The 17087-nt window shown below is 58.6% G+C and carries 13 protein-coding genes; 6 read left to right on the top strand and 7 right to left on the bottom strand.

Features of this window, described 5'->3' with window-relative positions; genetic code table 11:
- Window positions 1-56: 56 nt before the first annotated feature.
- Together tnpA and ACSC1W_RS01765 are read right to left on the bottom strand one after the other, a co-directional pair.
- Window positions 57-440 (bottom strand): IS200/IS605 family transposase, encoded by a 384-nt coding sequence (gene tnpA, locus ACSC1W_RS01770; protein ID WP_435344874.1) that lies wholly within the window; start codon window positions 438-440, stop codon window positions 57-59.
- A 140-nt stretch (window positions 441-580) separates the two neighbouring features.
- Window positions 581-1831, bottom strand: coding sequence for a cation:proton antiporter (locus ACSC1W_RS01765; protein WP_435344872.1), 1251 nt, complete (start codon window positions 1829-1831; stop codon window positions 581-583).
- Between the two features lie 348 nt (window positions 1832-2179).
- On the opposite strand from ACSC1W_RS01765, the gene ACSC1W_RS01760 reads away from it, so the two are divergent.
- Window positions 2180-3040, top strand: coding sequence for an IS5 family transposase (locus ACSC1W_RS01760; RefSeq protein ID WP_435344870.1), 861 nt, complete (start codon window positions 2180-2182; stop codon window positions 3038-3040).
- A gap of 102 nt (window positions 3041-3142) precedes the next feature.
- Here the strand turns inward: ACSC1W_RS01760 and ACSC1W_RS01755 are convergent, their stop codons facing one another.
- Window positions 3143-3430, bottom strand: a complete 288-nt coding sequence (locus ACSC1W_RS01755; protein WP_435344868.1) for a hypothetical protein — start codon at window positions 3428-3430, stop codon at window positions 3143-3145.
- 26 nt (window positions 3431-3456) lie between these two features.
- Between ACSC1W_RS01755 and ACSC1W_RS01750 the strand changes: the two genes are divergently transcribed.
- From ACSC1W_RS01750 to ACSC1W_RS01740, 3 genes are all read left to right on the top strand, one after another.
- On the top strand, window positions 3457-3885 hold the full coding sequence (locus ACSC1W_RS01750) for a universal stress protein (protein ID WP_435344867.1): 429 nt from the start codon (window positions 3457-3459) through the stop codon (window positions 3883-3885).
- Window positions 3886-4005: 120 nt separating this feature from the next.
- Window positions 4006-6186, top strand: a complete 2181-nt coding sequence (locus ACSC1W_RS01745) for a heavy metal translocating P-type ATPase (protein ID WP_435344865.1) — start codon at window positions 4006-4008, stop codon at window positions 6184-6186.
- Between the two features lie 111 nt (window positions 6187-6297).
- Entirely contained in the window at window positions 6298-6894 is a 597-nt protein-coding gene (locus ACSC1W_RS01740) for a hypothetical protein (protein ID WP_435344863.1), read from the top strand.
- 122 nt (window positions 6895-7016) lie between these two features.
- Here the strand turns inward: ACSC1W_RS01740 and ACSC1W_RS01735 are convergent, their stop codons facing one another.
- The 3 genes from ACSC1W_RS01735 to ACSC1W_RS01725 all read right to left on the bottom strand — a co-directional run bounded on the left by ACSC1W_RS01735 (window position 7017) and on the right by ACSC1W_RS01725 (window position 12131).
- Window positions 7017-7700, bottom strand: a complete 684-nt coding sequence (locus ACSC1W_RS01735) for a haloacid dehalogenase type II (protein ID WP_435344861.1) — start codon at window positions 7698-7700, stop codon at window positions 7017-7019.
- 435 nt (window positions 7701-8135) lie between these two features.
- The gene (locus tag ACSC1W_RS01730) at window positions 8136-9161 is read right to left on the bottom strand and encodes a restriction endonuclease (protein ID WP_435344859.1); all 1026 of its coding nucleotides are present in this window, start codon (window positions 9159-9161) and stop codon (window positions 8136-8138) included.
- Window positions 9162-9473: 312 nt separating this feature from the next.
- The gene (locus ACSC1W_RS01725) at window positions 9474-12131 is read right to left on the bottom strand and encodes a DUF6884 domain-containing protein (protein ID WP_435344857.1); all 2658 of its coding nucleotides are present in this window, start codon (window positions 12129-12131) and stop codon (window positions 9474-9476) included.
- A 767-nt stretch (window positions 12132-12898) separates the two neighbouring features.
- On the opposite strand from ACSC1W_RS01725, the gene ACSC1W_RS01720 reads away from it, so the two are divergent.
- Both ACSC1W_RS01720 and ACSC1W_RS01715 read left to right on the top strand, forming a co-directional pair.
- The gene (locus ACSC1W_RS01720; protein WP_435344855.1) at window positions 12899-13369 is read left to right on the top strand and encodes a site-specific integrase; all 471 of its coding nucleotides are present in this window, start codon (window positions 12899-12901) and stop codon (window positions 13367-13369) included.
- Window positions 13366-14457 (top strand): tyrosine-type recombinase/integrase, encoded by a 1092-nt coding sequence (locus ACSC1W_RS01715; protein WP_435344853.1) that lies wholly within the window; start codon window positions 13366-13368, stop codon window positions 14455-14457. The genes ACSC1W_RS01720 and ACSC1W_RS01715 overlap by 4 nt, the downstream gene beginning before the upstream one ends.
- A 900-nt stretch (window positions 14458-15357) precedes the next feature.
- On the opposite strand, the gene ACSC1W_RS01710 is transcribed toward ACSC1W_RS01715, so the two are convergent.
- Window positions 15358-16719: a PQQ-like beta-propeller repeat protein gene (locus tag ACSC1W_RS01710; protein WP_435344851.1), complete on the bottom strand. Its 1362-nt coding sequence runs from the start codon at window positions 16717-16719 to the stop codon at window positions 15358-15360.
- Between the last annotated feature and the right edge of the window lie 368 nt (window positions 16720-17087).

Here is a 17087-nt window from a genome sequence, read left to right as displayed (position 1 = left end):
GTCCGCCTCGTGACGTCCCGAGAACCGCGTCGTGGTTCTCGTGTGCCAAACAGAGCTCATGAGGTCTGTTGACGCTGGATGTAGTTCGTGACCGTCTCGCTGGAGACGTGTCCTGCTGTGCCTGCGTAGTAGCCTCTCGCCCACCCGATTTTCTCGCCGTCGTGGTCGGCGTAGCGATGGTTGTACTTCCGCGAACTGATGCCTTTGAACCAGTTGGCGAGGAGAGACGGGGCGTGTTTCGGTGGGCTACTGACGAACAGGTGGATGTGGTCGGGTTGGACGGTGAGGTCGATGATCTCCAAGCCCTTCTCGTCGGCTATTTCGTGGAGGATGTCTCGCACACGGGTCGCAACGTCACCGACGAGTACCGATTGACGGTACTTCGGTACCCACACTATGTGGTAGTTGAGGTTATACGTTGCGTGTCGTGTGGTCTTCATCCGCACTACACACTATTCCCGTCCAGTCTGTTAAACTATCGTACACGGTGGGAAATCCAGCCGTGCCATCGTCGGTGGTGTGTACGCTAGTGTCCGCTCGACCCGCGCCTGAAGACGCAGGTATGCGCTCGCACTATGTATCACGTCGTCCCTGAGGGTACGTCGTTCGGAAGGTGCGCGAGCGCACGACGGAGCAGTGGCGGCGTTACAACAGACGTGACGATGGCGACGAGTACGATGACGGCATAGATGGTGGGCGTGAGGATTCCGATCGTCAAACCGAGGGCTGCCACGACGAGTTCCATTGCGCCGCGAGCGTTGAGTCCGATGGCAAGACAGATGACTTCTACTCGGGTGAGGTTCGTGAACGTCGCTCCGAGTACCACGCCAAGTGCCTTTCCGAGCACGGCAACGGCGAGTGTGACGCCTGCGACCAGTAGCGTATCTAGCGTGAACAGTCCACTCAGGTCAACCTGTAACCCGGCCGTCGCAAAGAAGATGGGCGCGAACAGTCCGAGTGTCACCATCTGGAACACTCGTTCGGTCTCCGCATCGAGTCGGTTTCTCACGAGAACGCCCGCAAAGAACGCGCCAAGAACGGCTTCCAATCCGAGTGCGAGCGAGGCACCCGCCATCCCAAGCCCGACGACGATGACGATCGAAAACCCGGTCAACACCGGCGATCGAACGCATGTGGTGACATCGTAGAGCGTATCGAGGATTCGCGGTCCGAGAACGACAGCGACCCCGACGAACACAGCGAGGACGACGAGTGTTCGACCGACCCCAAACAGATCTATCTGCCCCTCACGAGCGATGTCAGAAACTATCGTGAGCGCAACCCATCCCGATGCATCGATAACGACAGCGACGGTAAGGGTAAGTTGGCCCACTGTTCGGTCCATCGCGTCGAGGTCGATAAGCACACGTACGGCGACGGGGACCGCCGAGATGCTCAGCGCCGTCGCCAAGAACAGCGCGAACGGCAGTCGCTGCTCGGGAGTGACGAGAAACCTCGCGGGGAGAGCCCATCCCAGGGCGAATCCCAAAAGGAACGGTACGACGGAGGCTCCGGTAGCAAGCGCGATCGTCGGTCGAATATAGCGGCGTACCGTCTGAACGTCAACTTCCGTTCCGGCCAATACGAGGAGGAAAACGAGCCCGAGCGACGCGAGGGCTGCCAGCCGATCGGGAACCGGGACAACGATAGCCGTGACGGGCGGAGCCACGAAACCGAGAATCGAGGGGCCAAGCACCAACCCGGTGAGGAGCTCACCGACGACCGGTGCAAACCCGAGTCGATCAGCGACGATTCCAAGCGTATGTGCAACGGTCAAGACGAGTGTCACCCCGGCGAGAAAAGGAAGTAACAAGTCCGACTCGACGGCCATGAGTGTATTTACTCTCCGTTGGGCAATCAATTACCAGGGATGTCGCCAGGGAATCATCGAATGGACCGTCAGCAAACCCCGTTACTCGTCCGTCTTCTTCGCCAAGTCCGAATGTGTTGCCCGCAACACCCACCGTTTCTGATGGGGTCGCTACCGGTCCTGGCTCGTCACCCTCGAAATGGGCCTGGTATCTCCGAGGTCTGTTGGAGTCCTCGACTGACGACACAAACGCCGTGCTGCATACAGAGGTCGGGCCCTGTTTAGACGCTCCTGACCAACCGGGAGCAATCGTCACTAGTAACTTCTAGTGTCCTAGCAATACTCGCTACTTGTCGAATCTACTAGGAAGTGAAGCGGGACGGGTTCGGTGTGCAAACCAAGACCGCCCGCTTCGCGAAGACAGTCGTAACGTTCGCCCAAAAAGCCGTCGCTGGCGAGCCCGCTCCGGCATACCGCCCCGGTCAAGAGGGGTATGCCGATTGGGTGATTCTGGCGATTCAGGGGTTCAAAGAGTATCTCGGCCACGATTACCGGAAGCTGATGGACGTGCTGCGAGAAATGCCGCGCGTCGCGAACTCACTCGATTTGACGGTCGAGACGCTGCCGCACTTCTCGACGGTGTGTGCGCGGAAGCAAGCGATTCCGATGACGCGGTGGCGAGCGATCCTCGACGCATCGGTCGAACTGTACGAACTCGGCGATGTTCAGGCAATCGACGCAACCGGCGTGGATCGGGTCCAGGCGAGCCAGCACTACGCGAAACGGACGGACTACACGTTCGAGGCGGTGAAGACCACGCTACTCATCGATTGTGAAACTAGTGCGATTCTAGATATACACTGTTCGATGAAACAACCGCACGATACCCAGATCGGCTGGCAAGTGCTGGTGCAGAATCTCGACGTCTTAAGCACTGTCGCGGCGGATAGGGGCTACGATTGGGAGGAACTTCGCACACGGTTACGTGCGGAACGTGTCACACCACTGATTCCGAAACGAGATCCCGGGATGCTGGGATGGGCGAGAAACTTGCTCATTCATGATCGGGCGTATCATCAACGCTCGAACGCTGAATCAGTGTTTTTCGGTCTCCGGCGCAGATACGGAGATACGCTCTGGGCGAGAACGTGGTTCGGTCAGTTCCGTGAACTTGTCATGAAATCGGCGGTCCGAAACATCGAACGCGCCTTAGAGGGTTCAAACCGATGAAATCACGCGTCTAAACAAGGCCCAGAGGGTCTATACAGTGATCCGATTCGATGTATTCAGTCGATATCGACTGAAGCAGTTCGTAGATTTCCTGCAGGTCTGTCAGTGCTGTTCGGTTACTCGGGCGACGTATCCGCCGACCGCTCTACCGAGCATCCTCAGTCCGACGAGATAGGGAGTGAGTACGATGGCGATACCTGCGAGGGAGTAGTCGAGGACCCCGACCAGAGGTCCGCCGGGAAACTGCCCTGAACCGTCCCAGACGGGGTAATTCCGAACAGCGAACCAGCCGACAACGAGGACTGTCGTTACTCCGCCGACGAGCGCACCGCTCAACGAGCACACCGCTTTTTGAGTCCCGCCACGCGATCTGCGGAGCAGTACGTTCATCTCGATGCACCACGAACCGTTTTCGCATGCCTGCCAACGTTCTCGTCGCGTTCGACGGCTCTCCGCTTTCAAAGCGCGCGCTCACATACGCTATCGAGACCTTCCCGGACGCACCCATCACTTCGATTTACGTCATCAATCCGGTGGACTCGGTTATCGACGTGGAGGCTGGTGGCTTACCAGTCGCCGAGGACTGGTACGAGAATGCTAAAGAAGAAGCAACCAGAATCCACACGACGGCCACTGACCTCGCAGCGGAACAGAATATCGAACTCGATACCGTCACGGAAGTCGGTAAACCGGCACGAGCGATCCTCGAATACGCTGACGACCACGACATCGACCAGATCGTCATGGGCAGCCACGGCCGCTCGGGGATCGACCGTACGCTCCTCGGGAGCGTTGCCGAGACAGTCACCCGTCGATCACGAATCCCGGTGACGATCGTCAGCTGAGTCGTTCGGACCAGAAGGACAGGACGGCGTTCCAGAGTGTAAAAGCCCGTATGCGGTCAGACGAAGACACAGTAACAGACCTGCGATGCAAAATCAACATACGCTGTATGGAGAGATCGCGTGACCGTTACAGAATCACCTCCGCTATCGACGTGTACCGTACAAATCGAACGACGAGGCGGTCGTGGCGAAGCGGGCGCGCGAGCACTCGAACGACACCTCCGTCACACACTCGGCGTCCACGACGTCGACGTCTCGTTCCGAACGGGGAGCGTTCGGATCACCTACGACGAGAGCGTCACCTCCGAGGAGACGCTCAGACACGCAGTACGCGACCGTGATGTCTCGATTCAGGACGAGCCCGACACGGCACCCGACGAGGTGACCTCTCGCTCGGAACTCAGACGGGAAGCGGTGTTCGTCGGTCTGACGCTGCTCGGCATGGTGACCGGCCTGGCGACAGGGTGGCTCGACGGCCCGCCACTCCTCATGTGGATCGGCTACGGCGTCGCGTACGTCTTCGGCGGCTGGTACGGACTCAAGGGAGCCATCGAGACGCTCCGCCACCGCGCGGTCGATATCGACCTGTTGATGATCGTCGCCGCGCTCGGCGCACTCTCGATCGGGGCCCCGTTCGAAGGCGCGATGCTCCTCTTCCTGTTCTCGCTGTCGAACACGCTCCAGCACTACGCTATCGGCCGTTCGCGCCGGGCGATCGAGTCACTCGTCGAGATGCGACCGGACGAAGCGCAGATCCTGCGCGACGGCGAGGAAGTCACTGTCCCCATCGACGACGTCGCCGTCGGTGACGTGTTCGTCGTCCGCCCCGGCGACAAAATCCCACTCGACGGCGTCGTCACGTCCGGCGAGGGAACCGTAGATCAAGCCTCGCTCACCGGCGAGTCCGTCCCCGTGCCAAAGGAACCCGGCGGCGAGGTGTTCGGCGGAACGATCAACGAGAGCGGCAGCCTCGAAATCGAAGTCACTCGACAGGCTCACGAGTCAGCGATCAGCCGCCTCATCCACATGGTCGAACGCGCCCAGAGCGAGAAGGCCCCGACACAGCGGCTCATCGACCGTCTCGAACAACCGTACGTCCTCGGCGTGTTCGCACTCACGATTGCAGCGATCGCAATTCCGGTCGCGCTCGGGAGCGAGTTCACGGGGACGTTCTACCGCGCGATGACGCTCATGGTCGCCGCCTCGCCGTGTGCGGTCATCATCTCGACGCCCGCGGCAGTCCTCTCGGCAATCGCGTCCGGGGGCAGGCAGGGCGTCCTGTTCAAGGGCGGCGAACACGTCGAGACTGCAGCACGCATCGACGCGGTCGCGTTCGACAAGACCGGCACACTCACACGGGGCGACACGCAGTTGACCGACGTATTCGCCCGTGACGGTACGGCGGACCAGACACGGTCCGAGGACGGGCTGCTCTCCATCGCGGCCGCAGTGCAGGCCCGCTCGGAACACCACCTCGCTCGTGCGACCGTGACGGCGGCAGAAGCACAGTCACTCGACGTCCCCGACGCGGAGCGGTTTCAGTCAGTCGCGGGGAAGGGAGTCAAGGCAGACGTCGAAGGCCGAACTATCCATATTGGGAATCGCAGTTACTTCGAGACCGTTCTCGGAGACGCGACGATCGATGGTCTCGAACCTGGCCTCGATCGTCTCAAGACGTTGGAGGAGGAGGGGAAAACGAGCGTCCTCGTCGCCAGCGAGAGTCACGGCGAAGTCAGCGTGTCAGGTTGGCTCGCCTTCACCGACACCGTTCGCCCTGACGCTGCCGAGATGATCGACGACCTCCGCTCGCTCGGCGTGGAGCACATCGTCATGCTGACGGGCGACAACGAGCGCGTCGCACAGCGCATCGCCGACGAGGTCGGCATCGACGAAGTCCAGGCGGAACTGCTGCCGGAGGAGAAAGTGGCGACCATCGAAGACCTGGTCGAGCGACACGAGAACGTGGCGATGGTCGGCGACGGCGTCAACGACGCGCCAGCGCTCGCCACAGCGACCCTCGGCATCGCGATGGGCGGCGCGGGGACCGACGTCGCCCTCGATACTGCCGACGTGGTGCTGATGGGCGACGACCTCAGCAAGATCCCCTACGTGCTCGGTCTCGGACGTAGAACCCGCCGGACGCTCACCATCAATCTCGCCATCGCCTTCGGCGCGATCGCACTCATGGTCGGCACGATCCTTCTCCGAGGTATCCCGCTCCCACTCGCAGTGGTCGGTCACGAGGGTTCGACGGTCCTCGTCTCGCTGAACGGCCTCCGGTTGCTCGGCTTTCGTGGGTGAGCACTTTACGGGGCGAGACGAGTATTTCGGTTCGGCCCGATCTCTGAATCGAGTCGAACGTGCCCAGTCCGTGGGGAAAGTGCTTATTACATCAGAAAATTAATACTAACCATGGAGACGAAACAACTCGGGATAACCGCGGCTCTCGTGGGACTGGTTGGACTCGCCATCCGGAACGTCGTCGCGTTCGTCCCTGCATATCTTGCGGGTCGCTTGTCGGCGGGACCTGCTCCGGGATGGGTCCCGACGCTCGGGACAGTGGGAGAGACAGTCACCATCTACAACTACGTCTCCGGGACCCTCGGTCCAGTCCTGGTACTCGGGCTTGGCCTCGCCTTTGGCTACGTCCTGGAGACCCGCCACGGCGTGTCGAGCGAGTTTCGTCACTTCGCGCGTACAGTCCTGCTGGGGAGTGCGCTCGGTGTCGTCCTCGCGTTGGCTGTCCTTGGCTCCGCCGGGGCACTCGTCTCGTCCTCGCCCATCGACGCCGGGAGCTTCCTCTTCTACCTCCTCGTTCTCTCTCAGTCCGTCGCCGAGGTTGCTCTCCCGCTGACTATCGCTACGCTGGCCGGCGCGACCCTCGCTCACGTCGGTGCAGACGATGACAGACCACCCCGGCCGACCGACGCCGACAGTCCGCCACCCACGTCGGCAAACAGCGAGTCCCGAGCAGACGAGCCGGAGCGCCACACGCACGCTACCCGGTAGCAAGCCGACCACGACACCTGCTCTATTCGTCGGTGACCATCCAGGAAACCGACACTACTGGTCGTTCGTTACGGCTGTTTCAGCGATGGGCGTGTCGAACTGCCGGGATTTCGACAGCGCCCCTAACAGCCCAGTTCCGTCGCCAGGTCCGCGAGCGTCTCGACCGTCAGGTGCGGGTCGCCGTCGAACGGCTCCCACGGCAGCCCCTTCCGGTCGACCCAGACTGCCTGCATCCCGGCGTGGCGCGCCCCGACGACGTCGAACCATCCGGCCGTCGCGTGGGCGATCTCGTCGATAGGCGTCCCGGTCCGCGCCGCCGCGTGCCGGTAGAGTTCGGCGTCCGGCTTGAACGTCCGCACCTCGTCCGCGCTGACGGTGTCCTCGACGAGGTCACCGATGTTCGCGTGCTCGACCATCGAGGCGAGCATCTCCGGGTTCCCGTTCGAGACGACATAACAGTCGTACCCACCACCCCGGAGTCGCTCGATACTCTCGCGGACGTCGTCGAACACGTCGAGTTCGTGGTACACGGCCAGTATCTCGTCGCGTTCCCCGGCCGACAGGTCCACGTCGTTCGCCGCCAGCGCGTACGCAAGTGCGTCCCGGTTCATCTCGTAGAACGGCTGGTACGCGTCGATCTGGTTCGCGACGAACGTGTACTCGAGCGACCGGGCACGCCAGAGGTCGCGCACCGGCTCCGGGTCCGGGACGCGGTCGGCGAGCGCCTTCTCGGCCGCGTCGACGTCCACGAGCGTGCTGTACGAGTCGAAGGTGACCGTCGTGACGCGTTCGGGGTCGAACGACATTGGCGAAGACGATGGTGCGTGGCGTGATAACAGTCAGCTTTCGTGGGCGCCGCTTCCGGGGACAACAACCCACCAACACTACCAACATCCTCATCAATCCGTTTCTTAATTGTTCGTTTCAAATAATCTAGAAGATTGGGGTCATCCACCTCTCCGCGCTTGCTAGATACAGGGTAGGTACTGTCGTTCATACACGACCGGTACAACGCCGTCACCTCCTGCATTCCGATATCTCTCGCCTCAATCAGTGCTACCGCCACATCCTGTACGATTCTGTCGGTCTTCGCAACCGGCGTCCGGCGCTCATCCCACTCACGGTCCGTAAAGTTCGCTGCCGCAATTCCTCGCCAGAATTATCAACAATTTTCTTGCTACACACCCCCTAAGGGCACTGATATAAAACTACACCTCCCACAGTCCACAGGTGGCCAACTGTTAGTCGATGTATTCGGTGATGATATGGTAGTGACCCTCCGAACGAATCATCTCAAGCAGCCCCTGGCCATCTTTCAATATGAAATTATTCCGCTTCGCCTCCCGCCAAGCTGGCGATGTGAATGAGCCGGTGGTCACCACCATCGCCTTGTCTGTATCTTTCCTGCTGGCCATCGAAGCGTACCGTTGGACCTCTCCTAGATGGAGCCTGTTCCCAGGGCTCCGTTGCTTCGCTTCGATATCGACCCGAAGATTCAAATCTGGCTTCCTGGCGATGACATCGCCACCCCCGGCGTCGTCTTCGTTTAGCTGGACCGTCCATCCCCGTTCAGCCCAAAGGTCTGCGAGGAAACATTCGAACTCATCCCACTCAAGACGTTGTAACTTTTTGAGCAGAAACTCGTCATCAACTGCAGCAAACTCCTCCCCCTGATTCAACGCCTGAACGAACCCATCGAATCTGTTTGCGATATCTGACTGTTTCAGAAGGTCAATTCGGTCTTGAATAGCTTCGTCATCATCGCTTTCCGCTGCAGTTCGTAGCCCACTCAGTGTTTGCTGGCCATGTCTCAGCGTCCCGGAAGTCGGCTTGTCAAGAAGAGCGAATACCGTATACCAATCCCATCGGTCTTTCTTGATACACCTCGTCAACAGCCCTTTTGAGTGGGATACCTGATCGAGGTCGACATCTCTTGCAGTTGGTGAGTCCAAGGTAGCCAGTTCCACGATGTGACTCGCTGCTTCCCGATGTTCCTCCCGCAGGTTGTGAAGGTCGGCTCTCCCCCGTTCGTGGGTTGTTACGGTAAGAGTACGCCGCTCCTCATCGATATCGAAAATCCAGCCAGTAATCTGATCACCACGGCTCAGGACCTGATCTTCGGGTGTCGTGAGATATACGCTCCATCCACCGAATGGTGCATCTAACTGCTGGCACCTGTACTTTACTAGGTTATGGAACTCGTCCACCCGTTCATCCACGGTAATGCTCTGTTCTTGGCCAACCAATGACGGACTGATTTCAACCATAAAAGATGGTGTCAATACATTTTCTTAATTCTTGTTCTAAGAGTTGCTAATTCGGCTCCTCTTAACAATTCGTTCTCTGCTGGAGAATGTCCATGACTCTGGATACCGACACAGATGCGGCCCTCGGTTCAACTGGTAGTTGCTAAATGTAGAATGGGATTCCGGACAGAGTCCCTCTAGAGAGGTCGAGCCACGAAACCCGAGAGCGATAGTGGTTTACCGCCGGCCACTGGCACCAGTGTGGAGTATCGTGGACTCACTCTGGAGTAACTTCGAAGCAGACCACGAGTTGCTCGTTGCTGAGTAGTCACTCTACCGCTGGTATCTCTCGACTGCAGTCTGGGCAGGCCCGTCCACCCGGCGACAGAGTTCCTCGATCACGGTCGGTTCCAGAACGTCGACGTCATCGATGCGCCTGGCGAAGTTCTTCATGTAGAGGCCCTTCAGCCCGACGACGATCGTACCGTGATTTTTCGCATCGTCCGTCCGCGCAGCGACCGACACGACGTTGTCGAATTGCTCGTCGACGAGTTCCCGGTTGAACACCACGCCGATGCGGTCTGCACGTACCTCCTGTACCATCTCGTCGATGTCGATGCTCGTGTAGTAGTCCGACCCGAGCGTGAAGAAGACGACGTCGTAGTCCGCTTCCGCCAGGACTCGCTCTACGTCCTCCTGGATGTGTAACGCTCGGGACCGCTCGCGTATCTCGCCCACGTTCATCGAACTGAACGTCACCTCGTACGGTGGCAGCAGGTCGTCCGCCGAGACGAGTCCGAATCCAGCGCTCACGAAGTACCGCTGGACGTCGTGTCCCTGCTCCTCCAGTCGGCGAACGGCCTCCTTGACGAACCCCTGCTGACGCCCCGTATACAGGTCCTTGGCAGCGACCCCGTGAACGTTAGCGCGAGCGAGCAACTCGTCCCTCGAGAACTGGAGCGTCTCGTCCGCGTCGAAGACGTACGCATCACCGGGCACGTCCTTCGACCCCGAACACTGGTCGATGACCAGCACGTCCAGTCCTCCGTGCGTGTCGATCTGGGGAGCATGGGGCACGAAGTCTGTCCCAGCGACGTAGTTCCGCCCGCACGCTTCGAGCACGCCGTCCCGCAGTTCGTCGGGTCGCTCGAACGACTGTAGTTCGCAGTCGCTCTGCGTCACAGCCTCGGCGATGTGGTCGTCGACGTCTCCGTCTGGCGTGAGGAGGAACAGGTTCTGGTATCGACCCGTCTGCTCGCCCAGACTCTCGGCCGTACGTTCCGGCGAGAACGAAACGACCGACGGTGTCTCGCTCCACCACTCCCGCACGCCATCGGCGTCGAGTACCCCGACCTCGGCGACAGGAAGGTCGTGGACACGTCGCCAGAACTCTGGCTGTTCCTCCCTGAGATACGCTTCGACCGTCTCGTACCCACTCAGCCCCGCAGTACCTTTCGTCGCGACGAGAAGCTTCGGAATCTCGTCGGCGAACTCGTCGTAGAACCGTCGCGTGTTGTGGAATCCACGCCGCCGGTTCCGGTCGTTCCCGCGGAAGATGCAGACCTCCACACCGTTCTCGATACAGATCGGGCACTCACACTGCTCCCACGGTCGGTTCTGGAGCGTCTGCTGGTACGCCTCCAGGAGGTCGTCGTCACCGATCCACGTCGCATAGTCCCGGACGACGGCCCAGACCTGGTCGTAGGCGGTTCCAGTCTCTTCGCCCTCGAGGACCGAATCCGTCCGGGGGAACGCTTCGAACGCCCGTTCTGCCACGTCGAGCAGGTCCTCGTACTCGTCGAACGGCACCGGGTCGTCCGGGTCGTCCTTTCGGAGCAGTTTGACGAGTCTGCCCCGGAGTTTGTCGCTGAAACTCGCCTGCAGTTCCCGCGCGTGTTCGAAATCATCACGGAGGGTCGCCTCGACGTCCTGCAGCAGGGACACGTCGTACCGGGCGTCGTGGCGATGGTCCCGGAGATAGGCTCGAGTTGCAGGAAGAACGACCGATGCAGTCTCGTGCCACTCGTGGACCGAATCGGGAATCGGTTCTCCCGCAGCGTAGGCCCGGAGCGCGACGAGGGTCTCTCTCCCACGAAGCGATTTCTCCACCGCCTCGTCGAGGGAATCGCGGTTGGATGGATAGCGAACCCGGATGGCGTCGTATCGCTCGTCGTGGTCCAGTCGGTAGTTCTCCCCCCCGGTCCAAGCCGAGCGTAGCATGCTCGCACTGTCGAAACTGGTCATCCCCGACCGCCCGACGGTTTCGAATCCCTCCGTCTTGGCGAAGCCGAAGACGTGCGAGTCGATTCGGGTGTCGTGCTCCCGTTCGAACGCTTTGACGGTCTTCCCGACGCCCTTGACTATCTTCCTGACCTCGTGGATGGGACTCCCTGCGACGCCGCCGATGCCGAGGTAGTTGTACCCGATGTCGAGCACTTCGTCGGCCGCGTCGGCGTACGACTCGGGGTCCCAGCCCTGGATGGCGACCATCAACCGGAACGGGTAGTCGCCGTCCTGGTACAGGTCGAACATCTCCTTGGCGTTCCGGAGCGTGAGTTCGTACCTGAACTCAGCGTCGCTCTCACGGTAGACCGCACGTGGGTCGCGTTCCAGTTCGGCGAGGACTGCGTCGACGTCGTCCTGGAACTCGTCAGGTCCGAATGGCTCGACCGAAGCGGCAGCGTCGGTCCGTATCGACGGTTCGTATTCGTCGACGTACGCGGGCCACTCGTCGGGCCACTCGTCGACCATGACGTCGACGACGTCGGTGAGTGCGTCCGGGAGGTCGCGCTTCCCGAAGTCGCCGTCGAACGCACGTTCGTCGAGGTACAGCCGCCCCTTGTCCTTGCCCGACCCGAGGACGAGATGGTCGATAGTGACGCCTACGGAGACCTCCAGCGTTTCGTAGAACTCCAGCATCCCCTCGTTGCCGTAGGGAGGGAACGGGAGCGATTTGTACCCCCAGGCACCGCAGTCGCTGATCGTCGGCAACCAGTCGGGCACCGAGCAGCCCGGTTCAACGTGTCGGCGAGTTCGACAGTTCTTCCACAATCGGCGTAGTGCCCTGAAACTCGCTGACCACCCCCGATAGCCTCGCTCGCTCGGTCTGCGTCGGTCCACAATCGGCCTCAGCCCCCGCAAGAGGAACGCTACCGCTGTGATGGAGGTGATTGTGGAACGAGATCGGCGCCGAACGGACGGCCTGTTCTGGAAAACCCGATGTCGGTATAGGACCCCTGATAAGCCCGGATTCGACCGAAACGCGAGGGTTGCTATCTCGCAGGAAGCCTGCAGTCCCGTCCAACGAACCCCCTCACAGACAAAATCGCACGACTGCAACCGATTGTGGAAACTCAGGCCTCCCCGTGAGACCTCTCGACACCAAAATTGGCGCACGTCGAACGACGCACGAACGCCCCCATTGCGAGCCATACCTTCTGATTTCGACGACATTGGATATTTCCTCACTCATCGACCCCGTGCTGGAACCCCCCTCCACAATCAGTTCACAAACCGGAGTACAGCCCTACTTGCGGGGGTTGAGGCCGATTGTGGAACAACCACTAGTAGCGTAGCGAGTCTTTAGAGCACTCTGCGGAACGGAAATCGCTTCGAACCGATTGTGGAACCTGGACCAGAGAAAATCGTTGTGAACGGGCTGCGCGATGGACGAATCTCAGTGTGGAAGTTCATAAGTGAATACGAACCAGCCCCCGTGTGAGACGACTAAACGACACCCCAGAACAGGTGGTCGACCGATGACCAAATCGTGCGACCCGGCGGACCGGGTTGGTATCTACAAGCGACTCGAAGACGTCCCAGTTCACCGGCAGTTGAGCCAGTACGAATCGGAGTACGAGAATCGAGACATGTGGGCCGAGTTCATGGATGACGTTCTGCTCGAACGCTACAAGACGGACCGCTCGGTACAGGAGGCAGAACGGGCGGGGCGTCGGTGGGCGAACCACGTGGAATCCCGTGGACGACACCACGCACTCGCAACGCCTGATGACGTCGAAGCGTGGTGTCAACACCTCGTGGACACGCTCACGCTCAAGACCGCGTACAACACCTACTGGACTCGACTCGAACGCTTCTACACGTGGTTGCAGTGGAACCGAAGCCACCCGCACACCTACAACCCAGTTTTGATGGCCGCCATCGAGGGCGACGCAGCAGAGAGGATCTGGGACGAGAAAATCCGGCGCGGGCACGGAGAGGGGAGATGACGGACGACGTTCGAGAAACGCTCGCCACGGCGTTCGACTCCGAAACCGACCCACTGGAACAGTACTCGTCCACCTTCGAAGAGGTGGCCGTCGACTCATTCGAGCCGTTTCGGACCGGCGTGCTGGAGTCCCGTGACATCACCCCGAGAACGATCAGGCTCTACGAGACCCTCTGGAGACAGTGGTGCGAACATATGGACCGAGTCGGTCGGCATCCCGCCTGCCCGAGCACCGCACACGTGAAATCGTTCGCGCAGTACGAACTCGACGAGTCGGACAACAGCCCCCGGACTGTCGCAGAGAAACTCAGGAAGCTGAACGACCTCTATCGGTACTGGCAGAACGACCCCGTATTCCCCCACCCAACGAATTTCAACCCGGTCAGCCTGGCACGGTCGACCACCGACCTCTCGTACCCTGAACAGAAGGAGCCTCCGCGACTCACTGTGGATGAACTTGCAGCGCAACTAGCGACGGTCGACCACGTCCGTGACCACGCAATCATCTTTCTGCAGTTGAAACTGGGGCTTCGAGCCACCGAACTCTGCAATCTCCGGCTGGAAGAGCTCTCGATAACGGATTCGGAGCTACATGACTACTATCCTGAATTCGGGTCACACACGTTGCTGGATGGTCGGGAGGACGCGATTCTCATCCCCCACGACCGTAGCGGGAACAAGTCGCGTCGCTCCCGCGTGCTGCCCCTGGATGCGGAGACCCAGGAGATTCTCCTGGAGTACTTGCTCATCCGCCCAGACAACGACGAGCCATGGGTATTCCTTTCGAAGAACAGCCACGAGCAACTCCAGAAACAGGACATCAACAAATTCTGGAAGCGGTATTTCCACCCGGAGTACGAGGAGACTGAACAACATCGAGCCGTGACCAGTCACTACGGTCGACACCGCTTCACGACGTACTGGCGAGTCGAACAGGACCTCAATCGTGAACTCCTGAAGTACATGCGTGGCGACACGCCTGGAGCGGCCACCATTGAGGAGATGGGTGCCATCGACGAGTACATCCACACCTACTACGAGGATATCGAGCCAATCTACCGGGAGGACATCTACGAGTTGACCGGGTGAGTCGCTTGTCGCAGTGGAAGGACTCGATTTCAGATTATGAGTTCTCGCGTGTTCTCCGATGAGTCCTCCAATCTGTGCCAACAGGCGAATCTACTGGCTCCAGACATACCTCGCGACATCGAGAACACAGATTCAGTTACGGCTTAGATTGACCATGGCGTAGTCTGCTGTTAGTTGCATTTCTCGAAGTACGTCCTCTTGGTGAGAGAGAACCGCATCGATGGTATCAATCGAAGTCGGTTCATCGCCAGATGCAAGATCCATGATATAGCCATCAAACATGAAGAGAGCTTGCTTATACTGGCGAGAGTTATTTATCCGGATAACTCACTCGAAAACTGTGACAGAAATCCCCATCTCGATCCAGGCTTTGGCTTGCAGCACTGTACAACCGTTCGTTCTCGTCTCGGAACCTCCATAAGTACACGTACGCGTTCCAAACTCTCCCATCGTAGATGGGGAATTTGGCTGAAGAACCGTGTGAACCGCTCGAAGCCAGATGTAGAAGAAACGCGGGTGTGACGAGACTCTGACCCTTGATTATACCGTTCTCACGAAGGGTAACACATAGATCTTGAGCCGCTTTTGCTGGCTTCTGCTCAAGGTAGCGTTCCATCTCGAGTCCTTCTATTATTGGAGCAATGTCCCGAAAATCGATACTGCGACTCAGGTCTTTCCATTCCTACAGACGACGCGCTCTGTCCACTAATTCTGGCTCTTCGAGAGCGTCTTCGTACTGTTCATCTTCCTCTTAGGCTCTGTTGAAGTCCTCAATGGCGGACAGCACTGGCGTGCAAGATGCAGAGGATGGATCCAATACCACACCATCACACAGTCAGTGGATGTAAATTGAATCATCCCCGAAATGAGTATGCTAGTTCCCCGTCGAGATAATTTTCATCACTGACTCGTTGGGAAACTGTCTAACTGAAATATCTCGTTCCCCGGCACGGCGATTACGCTATCCCCGATTGGAACCAGCGACATCGTCTCCCCACCGAAAGAGTACGTCGAGAACTGAACTCCGGTTTCGAAATCCACACAGTAGATTGTTCCATCGGAATCAAGGGCGACCGCGGTGCAGTCGTCAATGAGATGTGCGGAACGAAAGCGGGAGGTGGGCTGGTTGTCTCGCGGGTCAAACCGCCACGTAATACTGCCCGTGTCCAATGCGACACAGAACACCCCGTTCAACGTCGGAACGAGAAGCCGATTGGCTGCAATATCCAGAGGACCATTAATTGATGCTTTATATTGTTTTTCCGTAGTCTCACCGGTGTCGCGTCTTGGATTACGGACATCTTTTGTTACCGTGAATTCCTTACGCCACTCCGTGGACCCATCAGATAGTGAAATGGCTTCGACCCGATTGTCATTTGCTGTATATATTATCCCACTGCGTATTGGACCGAACCCAAAACTGCGGTCTAGCTTCCACCTTGGTGTCCCATCGGTTTCAACCGCGTGCACGGATGGGTTACGCGTTCCGATAAGGAGCTCGTCACCCGTGTGAGCTAATTGAACAACTCCTTCAGGGTAGCTGCAAAGAACAGTGCAAGAGCCGTCCACCTTCGAAAGAGCAAGGACATCCCCACCACGCGTCCCGACGTAGACAGATTCCGGCCCTATCTCAACTCGGGAGTCGATGAGATCCTGATCCGGATTATCACCGGTCGTGAATTCCCACAATTCCTCTCCGCCCATCGCATCGTAAGCTCGGACGGAGAAACCGCCTTTAGCCACCACCATCCCATCAGCTACTTCGGGGACACTATTGATACGCTCAAAATCCTGTTCCCATGTCAGTTCGCCGGAGTTGGCGTCCAATGAAAAGACAGAATTCGGTGTTGCATGGTAAACGTTCACCCCATCTGACCGTGGTGGAGCGTTCAGTAGGTCGAACGATTGACGCCATTGAATTCGTGGCTTAGTAATTCCGAGATTAGTTACTCGAAGGATGATGTGAGCGCTAGGGTCTTTTACTGATCGACCATATTCCATATTCAGCGGACGCTCATGTCTGAATATGTCCCCCTCGTCATACAATTGGGTGAGTTCTCTTCTCACTCGCTCAACTTGTTCAAGGTTATCTGAACGTTCCTCAAATAATGAAGTAGAGAAGCTCACGTCTGAATCGGTGAGCGGTAACTCCCCATCATCCACCACTGGAAACCCTTCAGAAGATAGAATATCCAGAATATTGTCCAGCCGGTTGTCGTCGTCTTCCGGTGCTAATACATGTAGTTGAAGCAGTCGTTCCATGTATCACTCCACACAAACTCCGCTGTTGAATCTTGTGCTGTTTAAACTTGTAGGGTAGTGCGGCATTCGCGCCCTGTATTCAGCACGGGGTCAGAAACCAATCGCTGGCTGAGGGTTTCAACAGAGCCTCTTCTTCATATACGTGATACAGAGATGCCCAATAGTCGATATTAAGCGGGGTTCCGGCATTGACCAACCCATCAGCGGTACCATAATAGAACTTTCCAACAGACTCATGCTCAACTGAAAGAGACCGTGAGAAGTCGTAGTACCTAGCCTATAATACCCTGCTCAAACTGTACAAGGCTGTTTTTGTAGAATTAGGGACGCGCCCCCATTTTAACCCACACTGACCGTACGTACGGCAG

This window comes from Haloarchaeobius marinus, assembly GCF_051207415.1.
GTDB lineage: Archaea > Halobacteriota > Halobacteria > Halobacteriales > Natrialbaceae > Haloarchaeobius.
The sequence above is the reverse complement of the archived record's forward strand: the minus strand, read 5'-3'. Positions and strand labels throughout refer to the sequence as shown.